The organism is Draconibacterium sediminis, assembly GCF_000949475.1.
In the GTDB taxonomy this organism is placed as follows: domain Bacteria; phylum Bacteroidota; class Bacteroidia; order Bacteroidales; family Prolixibacteraceae; genus Draconibacterium; species Draconibacterium sediminis.
The window spans coordinates 261,367-281,712 of the sequence record NZ_JRHC01000002.1 but is presented as its reverse complement, the minus strand read 5'-3'; the positions used below and the strand labels follow the sequence as shown (position 1 = coordinate 281,712).

Genomic DNA, 20,346 nt, shown 5'->3' with positions numbered 1-20,346 from the left:
GAAAGACTAGAATTATGAAAGCTATAACTATACAAGATAATAATTTAGAAAATTTTGGTTTCGAAGTTCTAACCCAAAATGAACTTAATGAAGTTCGAGGTGGAGGAACGCCAAAATCAAGAGATAAAGATGTTTTCGATTTTGAAGAAGAATAGCCTATATACAGAACCAATTGAGTTGTTAGTACAGGGGTTAAAACAAGGACGGTTTTAACCCTTTTTTTATGTCCTTATTTTCCCTTTCCCTCAAATAATCGATAATTATTATACTTACATTTTAAAGCCCCATTAAATAGATCGATTCGTTGCGACGGTTTAAGCCCAACAAATTTGAAGCTATCTATCGAAGAGCTTAAGATCCAGGCACTGTTTCCTGCATACTGGTGCTTTAAACGCTCTCCAATCATTGAATAAAGACCATCCAGGTCATTTTCCTTTAGTCTCTCTCCATATGGTGGATTTGTTACTATGGTTGCATTATTCAAATCTATATCCAGATTTTTGAAGTCGGTACAGGAAAATTGTATTTTATTAAACACTAATGCACGCCGGGCATTGGTTTGCGCATTTAGCAAATTACTTCCCGAAATATCCGATGCATAGATTTTATGCCTGAACTCTCGTTTTTCAACCGGTTCTGTAACTTTTTCCCATAGCAAAGGATCAAAATCATTCCAGAGTTGAAAGGCAAACTCTTTTCTGAATTTGGCAGCAGGAATATTCTGGGCAATCATAGCCGCTTCAATGGGGATAGTGCCCGAACCACACATGGGATCCATAAAATCCGAATTTCCAAGCCAGCCAGTGAGATAGATCATTCCGGCAGCCAATACTTCGTTTAATGGTGCGTCTCCCTGTTTTACACGATATCCTCTTTTATGAAGAGATTCTCCCGAGCTGTCAATTGACAAAGTGCAGTTATCCTGGAAAATATGAACGTTAATAATAATATCAGGATTGTCGGTGTCAACGCTAGGGCGTTTCCCGAAATTCTCCCTAAAATAATCGGCAATGGCATCTTTAACCTTAAGCGATGCAAACATCGAGTTTCGGAAATCACGTGAATTTACGACAACGCTGTTAATCACAAAATTCTGGTCGACACTAAAATAGTTTTGCCACTTTATTCTTTTACATTTTAAGTAAAACTGATCGACAGTTTTAAAATTAAAATGTTCAATCTCTTTTAAAATACGTAAAGCTGTACGAAGGTTATAGTTCGATTTATAGATCAGTTCAAGATCTCCGTCATAAAATACGGCACGTTTCCCGCGTCTAACGTTTTTTCCGCCAATACGCTTCACTTCTTTAGCCAAAACATCTTCCAAACCGGAAAAGGTTTTAGCGATCAATTTATACTCTTTCAATGATTTGATTTTTTGTTTCTTAAATACCTGCTCCGTCCATAAACGGAATATCTCTCGGGCGTTTTTGCACTACACGAGAATTGGCCGGCAGATCGCTGGTTACCCACACATTACCTCCGATAACCGAATTTTCGCCAATTGTTACACGGCCAAGAATGGTTGCACCTGCATAAATAACTACGTTGTTTTCCAGTATCGGGTGACGAGGAATTCCTTTAATCGGGTTCCCATCATCGTCGAGCGGAAAACTTTTTGCTCCTAATGTAACTCCCTGGTATATTTTTACATTATCGCCAATAATACATGTCGATCCAATAACAACTCCAGTACCGTGGTCGATTGTAAAACTCTCGCCAATTTGAGCACGTGGATGAATATCAATTCCGGTTTCGCTATGTGCCATTTCGGTAATAAAACGTGGGATAAGCGGAACATCCAGTTCAAGCAGTTTGTGAGCAATACGGTAATTGGTAATTGCCCGGATTCCCGGATAGCTAAAAATAACTTCTCCAAAGTTCTTTGCTGCCGGGTCATTTAAAAATGTAGCTTCAACATCGGCCACTAATCTTCGTCTGATCTCCGGAAGAAACTCAATAAAGGCAACCGCTTTTTCCTGTGCAGGATTTTTATGCTTTTCAATTCGGAGTTCTGACTCGTCGGTACATTCAAAACACAAGCCAGCCAAAATTTCACCGGTAAGCATTTCGAGCAATTCATCAACATAAACCCCCATATAGTGAGGAGTTATAGATGTTTTTAAAGTGGTTGTTCCAAAATAGCCGGGGAAAAGTATCTCGCGAACCAGATTAATTATTCGTTTCAGTTTTTTGTTTGATGGAAGGGGTTCTCCCATCATATGTTTATGACAAACCAATTTGTACGACTCCGGGTTACTTAACTTGGAAACTGTTTCTAAAATCTTTTGGTCAACGGTATTACTTGTCATGTTGTTGAATTATATTACAAAACTAATTACAATCATTTAAGAATTGTAACATATAACGTATAAAAGAAGCTACTTGTTGAAGGTTTTTAATCTAAACTTGAGATAACTTTAATGGCAGCTTTTTTCCGCTCTTCGTAATTTCCCTTTATTGTATAAAAAGGGAAGTGGTAATTTTTCAATTCCCGGATGTAAGTCTGTTGAAGTTTTTCACGATCAGCACCACCATTTTCGCGAACAGGATCAGGTACCCAGGGCAAATCGGTATCGCATACTAAAAAAGTGTCAATACGGGTTTCTTTTATTGCCTGATCGATCCACGCAGGAACTTTCCCATACACAACATCCAGCCAGATTTTAGTGATCAGAAGCCAGGTATCCAGAATAATTAGTGGCGGTTCCTGCGAAAGCATTTCGTTGTACTGTTCAATCTGCTTTTTCGCTATCACAATAACATCATCGTAGGTGTACGACCGATGCAATTGTTCTACATAACTTCTTGCAAATTCGGGCACAAAAGGCACATTGTAGTGCGTTGCCAATGCTCTGGCAAGTGTACTTTTTCCGGTAGATTCGGCTCCGGTAATGGCAATTATTTTAGTTCTTTGCTTCAAAACTTTTCAAGTCTTTTTTCCACTCAAGATAACCCAGAAGAGCCATAACGGTGTATACAATAAATAAAATAACAGTTGCCCACAAACCTTTATACACGTACAATCCAGCCGAAAATGCATCAATAAATATCCAAAGCAGCCAGTGTTCGATGTATTTTCGTGCAAGCATCCAGGTGGCAACAATACTTAGCGCCGTTGTAACTGAATCCATATGCGGAACATCGGAATTGGTATAATTGCTTAAAATAAAAAGGAGTAGAGCATAAAGGGCAATTGAAACTACCGCCAACTTCAACCACAGAATTTTTCGTGTGGTTTTAACTGCAACTTTCTTTTCGTTTTGTTTTTTACCTGAAAGCCAAAAATACCATCCGTAAATACTAATTACAACATAATAGGCCTGAAGCCCCATATCGGCATATAAGCGGGCATCGAAAAATACGACTACATAAAGTGCCGAAGTTAATAACCCGGTTGGCCACGTTAAAATGTGTTGTTTTATGGAAAAGAAAATGTAAACTAAACCAAGAATGGCTCCCAGTATTTCAATATAATTACCTAAGAGCCATTCCAAAACTATATCAGTCATAAAATTTAATCAACGGTATCAACTGTAACCAAGAGCGTTGCATATTTATCCTGATTATCAAAAACCTCAAGAGCTTTTAAAATAGCATCGTCATCTTCGTTCAAAATTTTATACATGTCGTTTCTGGAGTAAACATCGCGGGCGATCAAAGCTTTGAGTTCGCGCTTAAGTTCATCTTTAAGGTATGATAAACTTTCTTCGTCTTTCTCAATTCCTTCCTCAATACCACCGGCAACTACCTGTTCAATGTTCTCTTCAGTGATTTCGAATTTGTCATTAAACTTGTCAAAGTCAGGATACTGTTTCGCAATGTCTTCACGATTAAGATCAACATAATCCAAAACAAAATTATAGGTAACCCGCTTTCTTCTGAGGTTATTTATGTAGGCATAATGCGAAGATGTGTCCATCGGAACAAAAATATCAGGCATCACACCGCCACCTCCGTATACATTGCGACCATTAACCAGTGTTTTGTGTTTTAATTCATCGTCAAAATGAATACTGTCGGCATTAAACATCTCACCGTTACTAATTCGGTTGGCATAATCTTTACGGTATTCGCTAATGCCCTCTTCATAAGGCTTTTGAATACATCTGCCACTTGGAGTGTAATAGTGCGCCGTTGTTAAACGAATCATCGACCCGTCATTCAGGAAGAATGGTTTTTGCACCAAACCTTTTCCAAACGAGCGACGGCCAATTATTATTCCGCGATCCCAGTCCTGAATGGCACCCGATACAATCTCACTTGCTGAGGCCGAACCTTCGTTAACCAAAACAACCACTTTCCCGTCTTCAAACGAACCTTTTGCTGTTGCTTTGTAGTCTCTTTTCGGATCATTTGTTCCATCAGTATAAACAATCATCTGATCATCGGTCAAAAACTGATCAGCTAATTCAATGGCCGACTTTAAGTAACCACCACCATTGTTTCGTAAATCGAGAACCAGGTTTTGGATTCCTTCCTTTTTTAAATCCGACATGGCCTCTAAAAACTCATCGGTAGTTGTTGCCGAGAATTTATTTAGTTTGATATAACCGGTAGACTCATCCAGCATATACGAAGCATCCAGACTGTAAATTGGAATTTTATCTCGTTCAATGGTAAATTCAAGCGGATTGGTTTCGCCTTTTCTGGCAATTGTTAAGTCAACCTTAGTTCCTTTTTCGCCACGTAACAAATCAAATACATCCGAATTCTTCAAGCCTATTCCGGCAATATTTTTGCCATCAACCTCAATAATCCGGTCGCCTCCACGCAATCCAACTTTCTCGGAAGGTCCTTCGGCAATTACCGTAGTCACCATCAAGGTATCCTTGTAGATGTTGAATGAAATACCGATCCCCTCGAAGTTACCTTTAAGCGGTTCGTTCATTTTATCTACTTCTTCTTTCGAAATATACGTAGAGTGCGGATCAAGCTCTTCAAGCAAATGAACAATGGCTTTTTCCGTTAAGTCGCTAACATCTGATGAGTCCACATAATAACCATCAACCAAACGCAGTAAGCGGGCAAATTTTACCTGGTTTTCCTGTACTTCGTTTTGTGCCTGAACTGAAACAGGACCAATCAGAAAGAAAGCTAAAAATATACCTAAGCCAATTGTTTTAATATGTTGGATTTTTGTTACAGCCATAATTCTCATTTTTTATTTATAACGAAACAATTACGCAATAAGTCTGCCAAATTTGATTTCGTTACATTCTGCAACAACTATTCCCACTCAATTGTTGCAGGTGGCTTCGAACTAATATCGTAAACTACACGATTGATACCACGAACTTTATTTATGATTTCATTCGACATTTTTGCCATAAAATCATAGGGAAGGTGTACCCAATCGGCAGTCATTCCGTCGGTTGAGGTTACGGCGCGCAAAGCAACGGTATTTTCGTAAGTACGTTCGTCGCCCATAACACCTACCGATTGAACAGGAAGTAACATAACGCCTGCCTGCCAAACTTCGTCGTACAGTCCCCAGCTTTTTAGTCCGTTAATAAAAATGGCATCAGCTTCCTGTAGCATACTAACTTTTTCCGGTGTTACATCGCCAAGAATACGAATTCCCAATCCCGGTCCCGGGAATGGATGACGGCCTAACAATTCTTTTTTAATGTTTAAAGCAGCACCTACGCGACGCACTTCGTCTTTAAATAAAAGTTTAAGCGGCTCAACCACTTTTAGCTTCATTTTTTCAGGAAGTCCTCCAACATTGTGGTGTGATTTGATAGTTGCAGAAGGTCCGTTTACCGAAACCGATTCAATTACATCGGGATAAATTGTTCCTTGTGCCAACCATTTTACATCTTGTATTTTGTGCGCTTCTTCATCAAAAACTTCGATAAAGTTGCGACCGATAATTTTTCGTTTTTGTTCCGGATCAGTAACTCCGGCCAAATCGTCCCAGAATTTTTTGCGGGCATCAACGCCAATTACATTTAGTCCCATGTCTTCGTACGAATGCAAAACATCCTCAAATTCGTTTTTGCGAAGCAGACCGTTGTCAACAAAAATGCAGGTAAGATTTTTTCCAATGGCCTTATTTAATAAAACGCCGGCAACCGATGAGTCGACACCGCCCGAAAGACCAAGAACAACTTTGTCGTTACCCAGTTGATCTTTTAATTCCTGAACAGTTGTTTCCACGAATGAGTCAGGAGTCCAATTTTGTTCGCATCCACAAATTGTGGTAACAAAATTCTGTAGCAACTGCTTTCCTTCTGTGGTGTGGTAAACCTCGGGGTGGAATTGAATTGCCCAGGTTTTTTCGTCATCAACTTTATAAGCTGCGAAGTTTACATCTTCAGTTGATGCAATTACCTTATAATTTTTAGGAAGTTTTACAATGGTATCGCCATGCGACATCCAAACCTGCGAGTGCAGACTAATATTTTCAAACAGAATACAATCGTGATCGATAAATCCCAAATTTGCTCTTCCGTATTCGCGTGTATTCGAAGGAGCCACTTCGCCTCCATAAAAATGTGCCATATACTGTGCTCCGTAACAAACACCCAATACCGGCAGTTTGCCTTTGATTTCTGATAGGTCAGGACGTGGTGCATCTTCATCGCGAACCGAATATGGACTACCCGAAAGGATCACTCCTTTTACACTCTCATCAATTTCCGGAAAGTGGTTAAAAGGATGAATTTCGCAATAAACATTTAGTTCGCGGACCTTACGTCCAATCAATTGTGTGTATTGAGAACCAAAATCAAGGATTAAAATCTTTTCCTGCATGAAAAACTTCTTTAGTTATTGAAAGCACAAAAGTACTAATAACGTGTCAAAATCTTTTCAAATGTGAATGAAATTAAGGTTCGTGTTAATATTAGGATTGTGTTTGCCCCAAAATATGTAAAATTAATTCCGAAACTATGCGTTAAGATTTAAGTGTTCTTTCAGAATTACTAAATTTGAGCGAATTTTTAAATCCACTTTTTAATGAGAAGTCTTTTGCTGCTATGCATGGCATTTTTACTGTTGTTACCAACCGAACAGGTTTTTGGGCAGAATTTTGCACAAAACGAGGTGGTTATTTTTCAAGGCAAAAAGTTTGTTATGCACCAGGTGCGCACAGGCGAAACAGTTTATTCGCTAAGCAAGAAGTTTGGTGTATCAGAATCAGCGCTTGAGGAAAACAATCCGGGAATTGATAAGGGGTTAACGATAGGGCAGGTGCTAAAGATTCCTTATGTTGAAGGCATCGAACTTCCGAATTCTTCATCAGACCAAAAGGGTGATCCGTCAGGATTTACCAAATATGAAATTGAGTCGAGAAAAGAAACGGCTTATTCCATAGCCAAAAAGTTTGGAATAACCGTGGAGGAACTGTATGCTTACAACCCAACCGTTCGGAAATTTAAAAAGCGAACTGAACTGAATATACCATACTGGGAAAAAGAAACAACTTCAGAAACCGACGATTTAATTAAGAAACCCGAAACGGGCGAGCACACAATAGTACATCAGGTGGTATCAGGCGAAACCTTGTTTTCGCTTGCACGGAGATACGGAATCACCGAACAGGAAATTCTGGCACAAAATCCCGATGCAAGTCAGCTAAAAACAGGAATGACATTGATAATAAAAACCGGCACATCGGTGGGAGATGTAAATAAACCCCAGCCAATTGAATATGCCGGTGGTCGAAATTATATCGAACACATTATTGAATCGGGTGAAACCATGTGGGGCATCACCCGCAAGTACAATGTGTCGGAAGAGGAGCTGAAAAAGATAAACCCGATTTTGAATACAGGATTTCCGGCAGGAGCCGTTATTAAAATTCCGGTTGCTGAAGCCAGCGAACCAATTGCTAAACCGGTAAACGAAGAAGCTTTTGAACAGCATTTGGTGGAAAGGGGCGAGACTTTATACGGTTTATCGAAAAAATACAATGTTAGTATTCCCGATATTATAAAGTATAATCCAATACTCGATCGTCGGAATCTGGCATATGGTGAAACCATTTTAATTCCTAAAAAACCTGAGGACGTATTTACCCAACCGGAAAGTGACAACATTGTGATTGCCGATATTGATTCGGCTAAAATGCTGGAAGAATTTTATGCGGTGGAAATGCCGGTAGAAATTCCCGAGTCGTGTGTGCCTGATTTTTCAGGTTCGTCTTCGGGGAAAACATACAATGTAGCCTTGTTTTTGCCTTTTTATTACGAAGCAAATGATACGCTGAACCGTGAAGATCTGGTAATTGATTCAACAGCACTTTTTACAAGTGAGGAAACAGAAATTGCTCAGGATACAACCATTGAACTGGAAGAGCGTAAGGAATTGTTTAAACAGTTTTACGGCGGAAGTGAAAACTTTGTGCAGTTTTATGAAGGTGTACTTTTGGCAGTTGATTCCTTGCAGAATATTGGTTTTAATGTAAAACTCAATGTTTTTGATACACAGCGAAACAAAGATTCGATACGCCAGTATTTTATGGCTAACGATTTTTTCCTGACTGATTTGATTATCGGGCCAATTTTCCCCAGGGTACAACAGGAAATTGCAGCATACGCAGCGAAGAATCGGATTCCAATTGTTTCGCCACTTGCTTCGCAGAGTGCGATTACACAGTCGAACTCCTATTACTTCCAGGTAAATCCGTCGCGCGATTACCTGACTCGTCAAACGGCAGAGATGGTGGCCGAAGAGCACTTTAACAGTAACTTCATTATTTTAAAAACCTCGGATTATTCGGGAACTCCCGAAGGCGAACTGGTTGAATTGTTGCGCGAAAAATTCTTCAATTCAGGAATGTTAAGCAGTTTCGAGGGAGTTAACTTTACGATTTACGATTTTGAAAACGAAGGCAGTTTTGGCCTGCGACGAATAATGTCGAAAACCAAAGAAAATGTGGTTTACATTCCTTCGGAAAACGAAGGCGAGTTAAGTGTGGCCATTTCGAATTTAAACAACCTATCGGATGAGTATTCGATTACCTTGATCGGTTCAAACCGTTATCCAAACTATTCGAGTATTCAGTTGGAGCAGTTTCATAATCTGAAACTGAAATACATCGCACCATATTACACCGATTATACGAATAAGCAAACCATTAATTTCGTTGAAAAATACAAGAACAATTTCGGAACAGAACCTGATAATTTTAGTTTCCAGGGCTACGATGTAACGCTGTATTTTTTAACGGCATTAATAACTTACGGTAACGATTTTGCCGCTTGCCTGCCTTACCTGCATACTTTCCAAATGCAGGGAAATTATCATTTCGGGCAGCTTACACAGTTTGGTGGTTATATGAATGAAGGGGTTTCTGTAATTTCGTATACCCGCGATTACGAAGTAAAACGTAAACGTGTGAAGGGACAGCCACGTTTGATTATGGCCTCAGAATATTAACAGTTGGTAGCTATCTTGTACACTTTTCCTGAAAATATTTTATCTTAACCAATCAATAAATTAAACTTAAAATGGAAGATTTAACTGTTGGAACAAGGGTTGAGCATCCGCGGTACGGAGAAGGAATAATTAGTAAAGACAACCTTACTGCTTACGAAATATTTTTTGAGCGTGGCGGTAAAATAGAGATTACTAAGCGAAATACCGACCTTACGGTTTTGGAAGCAAATGAAGCTGCACCAAAATCGCAACTTTCAATTGGCGAAATAGAGAAGGTTTTAAGCTATGTACTTGATAAACATGCAGCATTGAATGAAGTGGTTCCTTTAGGCGAAAAATGGGAAGGCGGAACGATGATACTTCAACCGGCCAATCCGGATTTAAAACCAAAGGAAATTCCTGTTGAAACCTTCTTTCACAAAATTGTAATGTTACGCGACAGGCTGCGTGTTTTGGAGCAAAATATAAACAGCAGTAAATCGCTTACCGACGAAGAAAAAGTAAATATCCAGCAATACATAACGCGTGCCTATGGTTCGCTAACTACTTTCAATGTATTGTTTGCCGAAAAGGAGCATTATTTTGTTGGAGCAAAAACTAAATAATGATGAAACGAACATGAATTTTTATTCTTCAAATCGCAAACCGGAAGAATCAAAATTTATCGGGAGTTACATCACATACAAATGAACTAAACAATTTTAATGAGATGAAAAAAATCAACCTAATCCTACTATTTTCATTACTAACCGTGATTGTTATTGCACAAAATAAAACATTAAAAGTGTGGCCTAACGGCGCACCAAACGACAACGGTATGACAGAACCCGAAGAGAAATACGACGGAGTTCGTGTACGAAAAGTGTCGGAAGCAGAAATGTATGTTTTTTCGCCTGAAGCCGAAATTAATACCGGCGCTGCCGTGGTAATTTGTCCGGGCGGAGGTTATTGGGTAGAAGCGATGGACCACGAGGGATACGACATTGCAAGTTTTCTACAGTCAAAAGGTATTACCGGAATTGTATTAAAATATCGTTTGCCCTACGAAAATCACGAAGTTCCGTCGAGCGATGCTCGGCAAGCCATCCGAATTGTGCGTGCCAATGCAAAAGAGTGGGGCATTAACCCTGAAAAGATTGGAATTGCAGGTTCTTCAGCGGGTGGTCACCTGGCTTCAACTGCCGGAACCGTTTTCGATTATGGAAATAAAGAAAGTTCAGATAAGATTGAACAGCAAAGTTGCCGGCCCGATTTTATGTTGTTGTTGTATCCGGTAATTACCATGGATGAAGAATTTACTCATTTGGGATCTCGCGGAAACTTAATCGGCAAAGGACATGATAAAGAGTTGATCCGGAAATATTCGAACGAGTTAAATGTGAGTGCTGAAACGCCACCTACATTTTTGGTTTTGGCCGACGACGATACTGCTGTTGTGCCTAAAAATTCAATCAGTTTTTATTCGAAACTGAAAGAGTTTGACGTGCCGGCAGAAATGCATATTTTTCAAAAAGGAGGTCATGGCTTTGGTATTCGCAAAAACGGAATTCCGGCTGATAACTGGCCAAATTTATTTGTCGACTGGCTAAAAGCCATAAAAATAATTGAATGATGAATGTAGAATGACGATTAACAATTTACGAAGGAAAGATCTTAAATCATAAATCGTTAATCATCATTCGCAAATCGAATTAAATGGATACCCATCCTTTAAAAGTTTTAAAATATTGTCCGAAATGTGGTTCGGCAGAGTTTAACAAATCCGGCGAGCGGTCATTAAAATGTGCTGGCTGTGGTTTCCATTTCTTCATAAACTCGGCGGCTGCTGTGGCTGCTTTAGTTACCGATGATAAAGGGAAATTAATGCTGGTAACACGAGGTGTTGAACCCAATTACGGTAAACTCGATTTGCCAGGCGGATTTATCGATCCAATGGAATCGGCAGAAGATGCTGTAAGACGCGAACTTAACGAGGAGCTGGGTTTAAAAGTAAAAGCTTTAAAATACCTGGGCTCGGCGCCAAACGAATATGTTTTTTCGGCGTACACCGTATTTACGCTCGATATGGCATTTCAGGTTACCGCCGAATCGGTTGAGGAACTGAAACCGATGGACGATATTCTCGATTATAAGTTTTACGCTGAAGAAGATTTGAATTACGATGATATTCCTGCCCCCTCAATAAAGAAATTTGTAAAAGACTATTTTCAAGGCGCAAAGGCATAAACAATGAAGACAGAAATAAAACAACGACTGGCGGCCTTACGCGCCGAAATGAAAAAGTATGGTGTTGATGCGTGGTACATTTCAGGTACCGATCCGCATTCGAGCGAATATTTACCCAAACGATGGGAGACACGCGAGTACATTTCGGGATTTACAGGCTCGTATGGTTTGGTAGCAGTAACGCTTGACAAAGCAGCTTTATGGACCGATTCACGTTATTTCTTACAAGCTAAGGAAGAACTGGAAGGTACCGGCATTGAAATGCAGAAGCTGCGCGTTACGGATGCTGTATCGCCCGACAGCTGGCTGAGCCTTAATTTGCCAGCCGGAAGCAAAGTGGGGCTCGATGCGCAATCGTTGACAGCTGACGCTTTCAGGAGTTTGCAAAAAGGCTTTTTGAAAAAAGATATCGAACTGGTGGAAACACCCGATTTATTGGAAGTCATTTGGGAAGACCGCCCAGCTGTTCCAAACGATAAAGTTTTTGAGTTGGACGTAAAATATGCCGGAGTTGCACGACCTGAAAAACAACAGAAAATTGCTGCTGAGTTAGCTTCGTTTGGTGCCGATATTCATGTGGTATCGATGTTAGACGAACTGGCATGGTTATATAACTTGCGTGGTTCGGATGTGCCTTACAATCCGGTTTTTACTGCTTTTGCCGTTATTGGCGAGAATGAAAGTGTTCTATTTGTCGATCCTGCCAAAATCGATTCAGAGCTGAAATCGAAACTTGAAGCCGATGGTGTTGAGGTGAAAGATTATACTACTTTTTACAACTACCTGTCAGAAATTAATGGGAAGACGATTTATATCGATCCGTCAACTTTAAATTCTGCCGCTTACAGTGCCTTGTCAGGTAAAAACGAGCTTGTTGAAGGGACTTCGCTGGTGGCCATACAAAAGGCCATAAAAAATGAAACGGAGCTGGAAGGTTTCAGAAGTGCGATGAAAAAAGACGGTGTGGCACTGGTAGAGTGTTTGCACTGGCTAAAACAGACAATTGGAAAAGAAACGATAACAGATTACGAATTCGGGAAAAAGCTGGCCGAATTCAGGGTTAAACAAGCGAATTTTAAAGGCGAAAGTTTTCCACCTATTGTTGGATACAAAAGCCGTGGAGCACTTGTTCACCTTCATATTGGAGCCGATGATGCTTTGCCGTTGGAAGCCGACGGGGTAGTGCTTTTTGATTCCGGTGGTCAGTATATCGATGGAACTACCGATATAACCCGCACAGTTGCTTTAGGAGCAGTTTCTGATCAGTTTAAAACTGATTTTACACTCACCCTGAAAGGAATGATTGGCTTGACACAAGCCAAATTCCCATACGGAGTAAAGGGTTGTCACCTTGATATTCTTGCGCGACAGGCATTATGGGAAAACGGTATGAACTACGGCCACGGAACCGGTCATGGAGTTGGCCATTTTCTGAATGTGCACGAAGGCCCAATGTCGATTCGATTGGAGTACAACGAAAACCTGATGCTGCCCGGCCAGGTGTTATCGAACGAACCTGCGTTTTACCGCGAAGGGCAATACGGACTTCGGACCGAAAACATGATGGTTTGTGTAGAACGCGAAACCACTGAATTCGGGCGTTTCCTTGGTTTTGATACGCTTACACTTTGCCCTATCGACACTTCGTTGATAAAAGTTGATTTGCTGAGCGATAAAGAACGCAAATGGCTAAACGATTACCATCAGTGGGTAAACGCTGAGTTAAAGCCACTGATGGAAGATAAGTATCACAAATTCCTGGATGAACTAACAGCCGAAATTTAGTTCAGTGATACTCTCATTACGGGAGAGAAACGAACTGTAATGAGAAGTCGAACTAATCCCGATAGCAGGGGCGTATCGGGATAAATGAGTTAATACTCCGATGCTTGAATCATTCTTAAGAATTCCCTTTTTAATACCTTGGTAGCTTGTCAGGAGGTAGTTCATTTTGCTACCGGTAAGGTAAAACAGAAGGTACTGCCTTCATTTTCCTTACTGCTAACCGATATTTCGCCACCGTTCTTTTCCACGAATTCTTTACAAAGAAGAAGCCCCAGGCCTGTTCCGCTTTCTTTCGACGTACCGGTGCGCTGCGTTTTACTATTCAGATTGAACAGCTCATTCTTTGTTTTTTCATTCATTCCTATACCATCGTCGGTAATACAGAATTCATGAAATTCATTTTGCTTACAACAGCTTATCTCGATATTTCCTTGAATGTTAGTAAACTTAATGGCATTGGAAATCAGGTTGCGGAAAACAGTTGAAATCATGTTTTTGTCGGCATGGCAAATAACCTCACCATTTATCTTATTTGTAACGGAGATCTGTTTTGATTCAGCATGCTGTTTTAAGACCTCAAGATTTTCATTAACCAACTCTACGGGATTAATATCTACAGGACTAATTTGTATGCTGCCAATTTGCGAACGCGACCATTCCAACAGGTTCTGCAACAATGCATAGGTATTTTTCGAGGTATCGTGGATATCCTTAACAAACTCCAGCTTGTTTTCATCTTCAAATACCTCCCAGTTTTCGAGCATGGCATCAGTTAAACCCAATAGTGCATTAAACGGGCTTTTCAAATCGTGTGCAATGATGGAAAAGAACTTATCTTTGGCGGCATTGGCCTCTCTTAATTCTTCGGTTCGCTGGGCAACCTGCTCTTCTAACGAGGCATTCAGCTCCAACAGTTCTTTGTTCTGTTTACGAATTTTAATTTCCTGGAGAAAGCTTTTTACCGCTTCTTTTACAGTTAATACCAGGTCATCTTTATCCCAGGGTTTTGCAATAAAACGATAAAGTTGTGCATTGTTTATGGCATTGCTAATTCCTTCGATACTGGCCTGACCGGTTAAAAGTATTTTTAACGACTCGGGCGAAAGTTTGTGTATTTCCTTCAATAATTCGTCGCCCTTCATTCCCGGCATAATATAGTCAGATATAATTACCGGAACTTGCTGGCCTTCGTCCAGTAGTTCTTTAAAAAACTCCAGCGCATCCTCGCCACTGTCCGAAGTTTCAATATTATATTCTTCGCCAAAAGTTGACTGAAGTTGTTCCTGTATCGCCTCCAGGATTATTTCTTCATCGTCAACACAAATGATTGTTTGTTTTTTCATTTTTACCCCTTATTTTCAATTTTAGACAAACCAGTTTTTATTACTCTTTCTAAATCTCCTGCCGACCATGGTTTTGAAATATAAGCATGCAATTCTGCATTTTTAATTGCATTGTTTATGGCCTCTTCATCAGCTTGTCCGGTTAACATTACCTTTACTATTCTGGGGAATTTTTTGTGAACTTCTATCAAAAATTCGTCGCCTTTTTTGCCTGGCATCAACCAGTCGGAAACAATAACCAGCACATCAACATCTTCATGTGCCAACTCTTCAATAACTTCCAGCCCTTCCTCTGCATTTTCTGCCGATTCGTACAAATATTCATCCCCGAAAATGTTTTTTATTTGTTCTCCCAAACTATCGAGAATTATGCTTTCATCATCGACACAAACTATTGCCTTTTTCCTCATAACTGAATTATTTGACCGGTAAAGTAACAATAAATGTTGTTCCTTCGCCTACATTACTTTCAAAGTCTAAATTACCCTGATGCTTTTCAATAATCTTTAAAACAAGTTCAAGACCTATACCTGTTCCTTCTCCCGCTTTTTTTGTCGTAAAAAAAGGTTCAAATATTCTCTCGCGTATCTCAACAGGAATTCCGCAGCCTGTATCAGCAATCGACACCTGTATACGTTCTCCCAGGTTTTTAATTTCGATGGTCAGCTGTCCGTTATAGTCCATCGCTTGTATTGCATTGGAAATCAGATTTGTCCATACTTGTACCAATTCGTCAGGGTAACAACTGATAAGTGGAATATCATCGTCGTAATTCTGAATGACCTCAATTCCTTGTTTTATACGGTTATGGTGAAGGGTTAGCACCATATCGATATTTTCTCGTAGGTTACTTAATTCCTTGTCCATGCCCTGATCTTTGTGGGTAAACTTTTTAAGTGCGTAAACAACCTTCGATGCCTTGTCGACAGCCAGTTTAATGTTCTCCGAATTTTTTCGAACAGAATAGATATCGCGAATAGATTTTAGAATGAATCCGGGATTATCAACCTTTAGCAAAGGAATTATTTGATCAACAACTTCGTATAAGTTCAGGTAAATTACATGATCAGTCATGGTATAAGTATCCTCAATTCCTGCATTGTCCAGCTTTTCTTTTACCAGTTTTTTAAAATATCGTTTTTCTTTTGAAACCAAGGCCGGTTTCGATCGGTCAATAAGGTTCATTATTTTAAGAAAAACAACCAACTCCCTTTCGGATAAACGGGTGAAGAGGATATACAGGTTTTGCATTGATTCATCAAGAGACCGGGATATGTTATCAACCGAAGCGTTTATAGCACCAATTGGCGTATTTATTTCATGTGCCACACCTGCTATCAGATTTCCGAGCGCGCGCATCTTTTCCGACTGTACCAATTGCGATTGGGTTTGTTTCAAATCGGCAATGGTCGCCTCAAGTTCCTCTGTTTGTTGTTTAAGTTTTTCGTTTTGTTCTTTGATGGTTTTTTCGCGCTCAATACGCCTTGTAATATCGTGGGCAACGCCTTCAATCGAAATAAGCTCACCCTTTTCGTTGTATAAGGGCGATTCGGTAATTTCAATTACTTTAATCGAGCCACTTTTTGTGTACAGTTCAAATTGAAATGTTTTTTGCTTTTCACCGGTGGCACTTTTTTTTAGTACTTCAATGGTTTTTTTATTTAATTCGCTGTCAGTCATGTGTTTTACAAGACCAAGTTTTGCCTCTTCTACTTCGTAACCCAAAATGGTTTTAACCGATGGGCTAATATAAAGGTAATCACCATTTATGTTATGTGAATAAAAGAAATATTCGTTTCCCAGGCTTTCAATAAGCTGCTTGTATTTCATAGTCCCCCTCTTGTTTAGTCCAGCATCTTTAAATTGTCGAGTGTCCCCTCCCGACAGTTTAAAACAATAATTTCGTATGGTAACGATAATTATTTATGGGCAACAAAATAAAAACAATTGTAAGAAGATTGAATATAGATTAGCAATTTCAGATCAAATTATAAAGAATTTAAAATCTGCTAAACTTTAAGATATGTTGATACAGACGTGTTTCCTGATCTATGTCCGATAAACAAAATAAGGCTATTTACAAAATAACTTAGAATAATAAGGCCGTTTCCAAGGCTTTGATAATCAAATACGGTTAACAGTTTGCCTGCCAAAGCGGTAACTCCTCCAAAAACAATAGCCCAAATTACGTTTTTGTTGTTCACTTTAAAACCCAGCAATCCGCATAAAACAGGAACTACAAAAGCACCTGAGAAAAAACTGAGTGCCAAAAGTAAAGCCTGAATTACTGAAGTAATATACAGCGATATAAGCAGACTTAAAGCCCCAATTACAACAACCAGCCAGCGGGTGAGAGGAAGGGCTTGTTTTTTCTCAAGGTTACCGCTGAATAATTCGCTAAGAATCATACTTGAAGTAAGCAAAGTAGTATCAGCCGAAGACATTACTGCAGAAAGCAATGCCGCGATAAACAAACCATAGGCCCAGTTCGGAAGCAGGTGCCCGGCAAATGCCATAATTCCTTCGTTTTCTTTTCCGGAATAAACGCCTAAATAGGTGAGGGCAAATGATACGGGGATTAATATTGATGCCACTATTATTATACTTCTTCGTGCTGTTTTTTCACTCCCGGCACAAAACAGGCGCGAGTAAATATCGGGCCCCACAACAAATGTTACCGAATAAGTCATTAACAGAACGATGAGATCGACAAGCGAAAATTTGGAATTAAACAGCGCTGAAAATTTTAAAGGCTCCACCTGCGAATGTTCAGGTGACTGAATAGCAAAAAACAGCAGAGCCGCCAATCCGCTGATAATTAATACAGCTTGTAAGGTATCTGTTTTAAGAATACTTAACTGGCCGCCCAATAGGGTGTAAGCAATAAAAACCAGCCCCGATAAAATGGCCGCGTTCTGATACGAAATAAAACCAAGCCCCTGCAGGATTTGAGCTGCAGCAATAATTTGTGCTGCTACTATTCCTAACCACGCCAACGGAATGATAATGGTTGAAAATCGTTCGGCTTTACGGCCAAAGAACTTTCCCAACAATTCAGGGAGAGTATAATTTCCGTAGCGGCTTACATATTTTGAAATTGGTGCCAGAAGAAACAAGCCAATTGCTGCCGAGAACAAAAACCACAATGCTGCCCAACCTCTGGTTTGGCTTAATTCAATGGTTCCCGTTAATGCCGATCCGCCAAGAATTGTGGCGAGTAAACTTCCCGATACAGGCAGTAACCCGGCCTTCTTTCCGGCCACATAATAATCTGATGGATTTTTGATTCGAAAGGCCGAATAAACGCCAATCCCAACTATAAAAACAAAATAAATAAGTATGGTTATTTCTGTTTGCATAATTCGCAGACAAATATCGCAATTAATGTTTCAATATTGTATTTTTGCTTGTCAATAAAATAAAATAGGAAAGCGTATTCATTTTATTGATCCCGAAAATAAGTTATGGCATTTAATGCTACAAAAAACTTAACGGGGTTGAAGTGTTAATTAGGTTTCAATTAGTTTTGATTTATAACGCAATAAATGGATTTGAATATCAGAAAATCACAGCCTGGTGATTTTAATTTCCTTGAAAAGCTGGAAAACGAATCTTTTCCGCAGTTTCAAAAAAGTTCTCGCAAAAGTATCAAACACAGCCTGGATAGCGCGTTTCAGGATGTTTTAATTGTAGAGTTGAAAGAAGGCAAAAAAGTAACTCCCGCCGGGGCACTCACTTTGTTTAAATATAAACATGCATTACGAATTTATTCGATTGCAGTGGTGGGAAAATACCGAAATTTCGGTTTAGGTACTTTCATGTTGAATTATGTGAAGAACCTGGCAATTGAAAATCATTTTCAAAAAATATTGATCGAGGTTCAGTCGAAAAACAACGAGCTGATTGAGTGGTACAAAAAAAAGGGATTTAAGGAGTCGCATACCATAGCTGATTATTACGCGAGTGGGGAAGATGCTGTAAAAATGGAATTGAGTTTGGAAGCGGAAGAGGTTCGGAAAAAGACCACAAATATTATCGTAATCAACCAACCACACAAATGGACTTTTACCGATGTAAACGCTAAAGTTATATCGGTAAAAGAATACATTAGCAACCCGGTTTACCAGAACAGCGCCGACATACGTGTTTTTAATCTCTGCAGTTCGTATAAATACCAGAGTTACGGTTATTATGTGTCGTTGCTGGCTGCAGCCCGCGGGCACCGTGTAATTCCCAGTTCGGTTACACTGCGCGATTTTAAAATGCTGAAGGTAATCCATTCCACATCGTACGATATTGATGAATTGATAAACAAAGCGCTGCAAAAAGTAAAAGACGATAAATTTCAGTTGAAAATTTATTTCGGACAGACAGCCACAAAAGGATTTAACGCAATTGCCAACCGGCTTTACCTGCTGTTTGAAACGCCGCTTTTCGAGATTGAATTTGTAAAACAGGAGAAATGGATCATTAAGGGAATAAAAGTTCTAACTCTAAATAAATTACCCGAAAGTGAAATTGAGGTTATTTACGAGTTTGCACGTAAATATTTTAGCAAAAGGCGTTTTAATAAAACCACGCTAATCAATTACAAATACGACATTGCCATTTTGGTTGATCCTGAAGAGGAAACGCCACCATCGTGCAAGCGTGCGCTTCAAAAGTTTAAATCGGCGGCCAACCGTAAAGGTTTGTATGCCGAGTTCATCACAAAAAACGATTTTGATAAAATAAACGAATTCGATGCGCTTTTTATTCGCGAAACCACAAATGTAAACGATCATACCTATGAATTTTCGCGAATGGCCTACGCCGAAGGGTTAGTGGTTATTGACGATCCGTGGTCGATACTTCGTTGCTCCAATAAAATATTTCAGAACGAAATTTTTAGAAAACACAAAATACTAACTCCGCAAACGGTTGTTTTTACCAAGAACATATTCGAAAAGAAAGATCTTGACGATATGAATTTCCCGCTGGTGTTAAAACAGCCCGACAGTGCCTTTTCGTTGGGAATAACAAAAGTGGAAAATAAGGAAGAGGCTTTTGATGCCATAAACCAGTTGTTCAAAAAATCGGATATGATTGTTTGTCAGGAGTTTCTTTATTCTGAATTCGACTGGAGAATCGGGATACTCGATAACCGGCCGCTATTTGCCTGCAAGTATTACATGTCGAAAGGGCACTGGCAAATTTACAACTGGACTGGTGAGGCCGAGGAATATTCCGGCGATTCGGAAACGGTGAATATTGAAGATGTGCCCGAAGAAGTTGTAAAAACAGCTTTAAAAGCAGCAGCTTTAATTGGCGACGGTTTGTATGGTGTTGACCTGAAGCTGGTAAACGATAAGGTTTATGTAGTTGAAGTGAATGATAATCCGAACATCGATGTGGATATTGAGGATTACATTCTAAAAGATAAACTGTACGATCAGGTCATTGAATCGATTTATAACCGGATTGAAATCTCGAAAAACATTCAGAAGATAAATTTCAGAAATAAATAGCTCTCTTTTTCCGGGGGCGGATTATTGAGCAGCTTTGAATCGATATTTATTTTGAAAACTGCCGGTTTAAATGTAATTTCAGAACTTCCTGAAAAAAA

At 39.6% G+C, this 20,346-nt stretch carries 17 protein-coding genes; 7 read left to right on the top strand and 10 right to left on the bottom strand.

All coding sequences use genetic code 11. The annotated features are described in order from the left end of the window. Window positions 1-14: 14 nt before the first annotated feature. A complete protein-coding gene (locus LH29_RS24605) occupies window positions 15-155 on the top strand; it encodes a bacteriocin (protein WP_157493667.1) in 141 nt (46 codons plus the stop codon). A gap of 74 nt (window positions 156-229) precedes the next feature. On the opposite strand, the gene LH29_RS11065 is transcribed toward LH29_RS24605, so the two are convergent. The 6 genes from LH29_RS11065 to guaA form a co-directional block, all read right to left on the bottom strand. Next, a complete protein-coding gene (locus tag LH29_RS11065) occupies window positions 230-1,366 on the bottom strand; it encodes a THUMP domain-containing class I SAM-dependent RNA methyltransferase (RefSeq protein WP_052670799.1) in 1,137 nt (378 codons plus the stop codon). Between the two features lie 19 nt (window positions 1,367-1,385). Then, on the bottom strand, window positions 1,386-2,312 hold the full coding sequence (gene epsC, locus LH29_RS11060; RefSeq protein WP_045029619.1) for a serine O-acetyltransferase EpsC: 927 nt from the start codon (window positions 2,310-2,312) through the stop codon (window positions 1,386-1,388). An 86-nt stretch (window positions 2,313-2,398) separates the two neighbouring features. Further along, window positions 2,399-2,923 carry an AAA family ATPase gene (locus LH29_RS11055; protein WP_045029617.1) on the bottom strand — a complete coding sequence of 175 codons (525 nt, stop codon included), beginning with the start codon at window positions 2,921-2,923 and terminating at the stop codon, window positions 2,399-2,401. Further along, entirely contained in the window at window positions 2,907-3,512 is a 606-nt protein-coding gene (gene pnuC, locus LH29_RS11050) for a nicotinamide riboside transporter PnuC (protein WP_045029614.1), read from the bottom strand. The genes LH29_RS11055 and pnuC overlap by 17 nt, the downstream gene beginning before the upstream one ends. Window positions 3,513-3,517: 5 nt before the next feature. After that, complete coding sequence (locus LH29_RS11045) at window positions 3,518-5,152, bottom strand: S41 family peptidase (protein WP_045029611.1); 1,635 nt, start codon at window positions 5,150-5,152, stop codon at window positions 3,518-3,520. A gap of 77 nt (window positions 5,153-5,229) precedes the next feature. After that, window positions 5,230-6,759: a glutamine-hydrolyzing GMP synthase gene (guaA, locus tag LH29_RS11040; protein WP_045029608.1), complete on the bottom strand. Its 1,530-nt coding sequence runs from the start codon at window positions 6,757-6,759 to the stop codon at window positions 5,230-5,232. A 204-nt stretch (window positions 6,760-6,963) separates the two neighbouring features. Here guaA and LH29_RS11035 point away from each other — a divergent pair, with 204 nt between their 5' ends. The 5 genes from LH29_RS11035 (at window position 6,964) to LH29_RS11015 (ending at window position 13,398) form a co-directional block, all read left to right on the top strand. Beyond that, complete coding sequence (locus tag LH29_RS11035) at window positions 6,964-9,387, top strand: PBP1 and LysM peptidoglycan-binding domain-containing protein (RefSeq protein WP_082063592.1); 2,424 nt, start codon at window positions 6,964-6,966, stop codon at window positions 9,385-9,387. A gap of 71 nt (window positions 9,388-9,458) precedes the next feature. Next, a complete protein-coding gene (locus LH29_RS11030) occupies window positions 9,459-9,992 on the top strand; it encodes a hypothetical protein (protein ID WP_045029603.1) in 534 nt (177 codons plus the stop codon). Window positions 9,993-10,096: 104 nt separating this feature from the next. Then, window positions 10,097-10,999, top strand: a complete 903-nt coding sequence (locus tag LH29_RS11025; protein WP_045029600.1) for an alpha/beta hydrolase — start codon at window positions 10,097-10,099, stop codon at window positions 10,997-10,999. A gap of 83 nt (window positions 11,000-11,082) precedes the next feature. Beyond that, entirely contained in the window at window positions 11,083-11,613 is a 531-nt protein-coding gene (locus LH29_RS11020) for an NUDIX domain-containing protein (RefSeq protein WP_045029597.1), read from the top strand. 3 nt (window positions 11,614-11,616) lie between these two features. After that, window positions 11,617-13,398 (top strand): aminopeptidase P family N-terminal domain-containing protein, encoded by a 1,782-nt coding sequence (locus LH29_RS11015; protein WP_045029594.1) that lies wholly within the window; start codon window positions 11,617-11,619, stop codon window positions 13,396-13,398. A 161-nt stretch (window positions 13,399-13,559) separates the two neighbouring features. Here the strand turns inward: LH29_RS11015 and LH29_RS23810 are convergent, their stop codons facing one another. From LH29_RS23810 to LH29_RS10995, 4 genes are all read right to left on the bottom strand, one after another. Continuing rightward, a complete protein-coding gene (locus LH29_RS23810) occupies window positions 13,560-14,741 on the bottom strand; it encodes a hybrid sensor histidine kinase/response regulator (protein ID WP_052670797.1) in 1,182 nt (393 codons plus the stop codon). Window positions 14,742-14,743: 2 nt separating this feature from the next. Continuing rightward, entirely contained in the window at window positions 14,744-15,151 is a 408-nt protein-coding gene (locus tag LH29_RS11005; RefSeq protein WP_045029591.1) for a response regulator, read from the bottom strand. Window positions 15,152-15,158: 7 nt separating this feature from the next. Further along, window positions 15,159-16,571 carry a PAS domain-containing sensor histidine kinase gene (locus LH29_RS11000; RefSeq protein ID WP_052670796.1) on the bottom strand — a complete coding sequence of 471 codons (1,413 nt, stop codon included), beginning with the start codon at window positions 16,569-16,571 and terminating at the stop codon, window positions 15,159-15,161. A 179-nt stretch (window positions 16,572-16,750) separates the two neighbouring features. Continuing rightward, window positions 16,751-18,100, bottom strand: coding sequence for a sodium:solute symporter family protein (locus LH29_RS10995; protein WP_045029588.1), 1,350 nt, complete (start codon window positions 18,098-18,100; stop codon window positions 16,751-16,753). A 186-nt stretch (window positions 18,101-18,286) separates the two neighbouring features. Between LH29_RS10995 and LH29_RS10990 the strand changes: the two genes are divergently transcribed. After that, the gene (locus LH29_RS10990; protein WP_045029586.1) at window positions 18,287-20,248 is read left to right on the top strand and encodes a GNAT family N-acetyltransferase; all 1,962 of its coding nucleotides are present in this window, start codon (window positions 18,287-18,289) and stop codon (window positions 20,246-20,248) included. Window positions 20,249-20,346 lie beyond the last annotated feature (98 nt).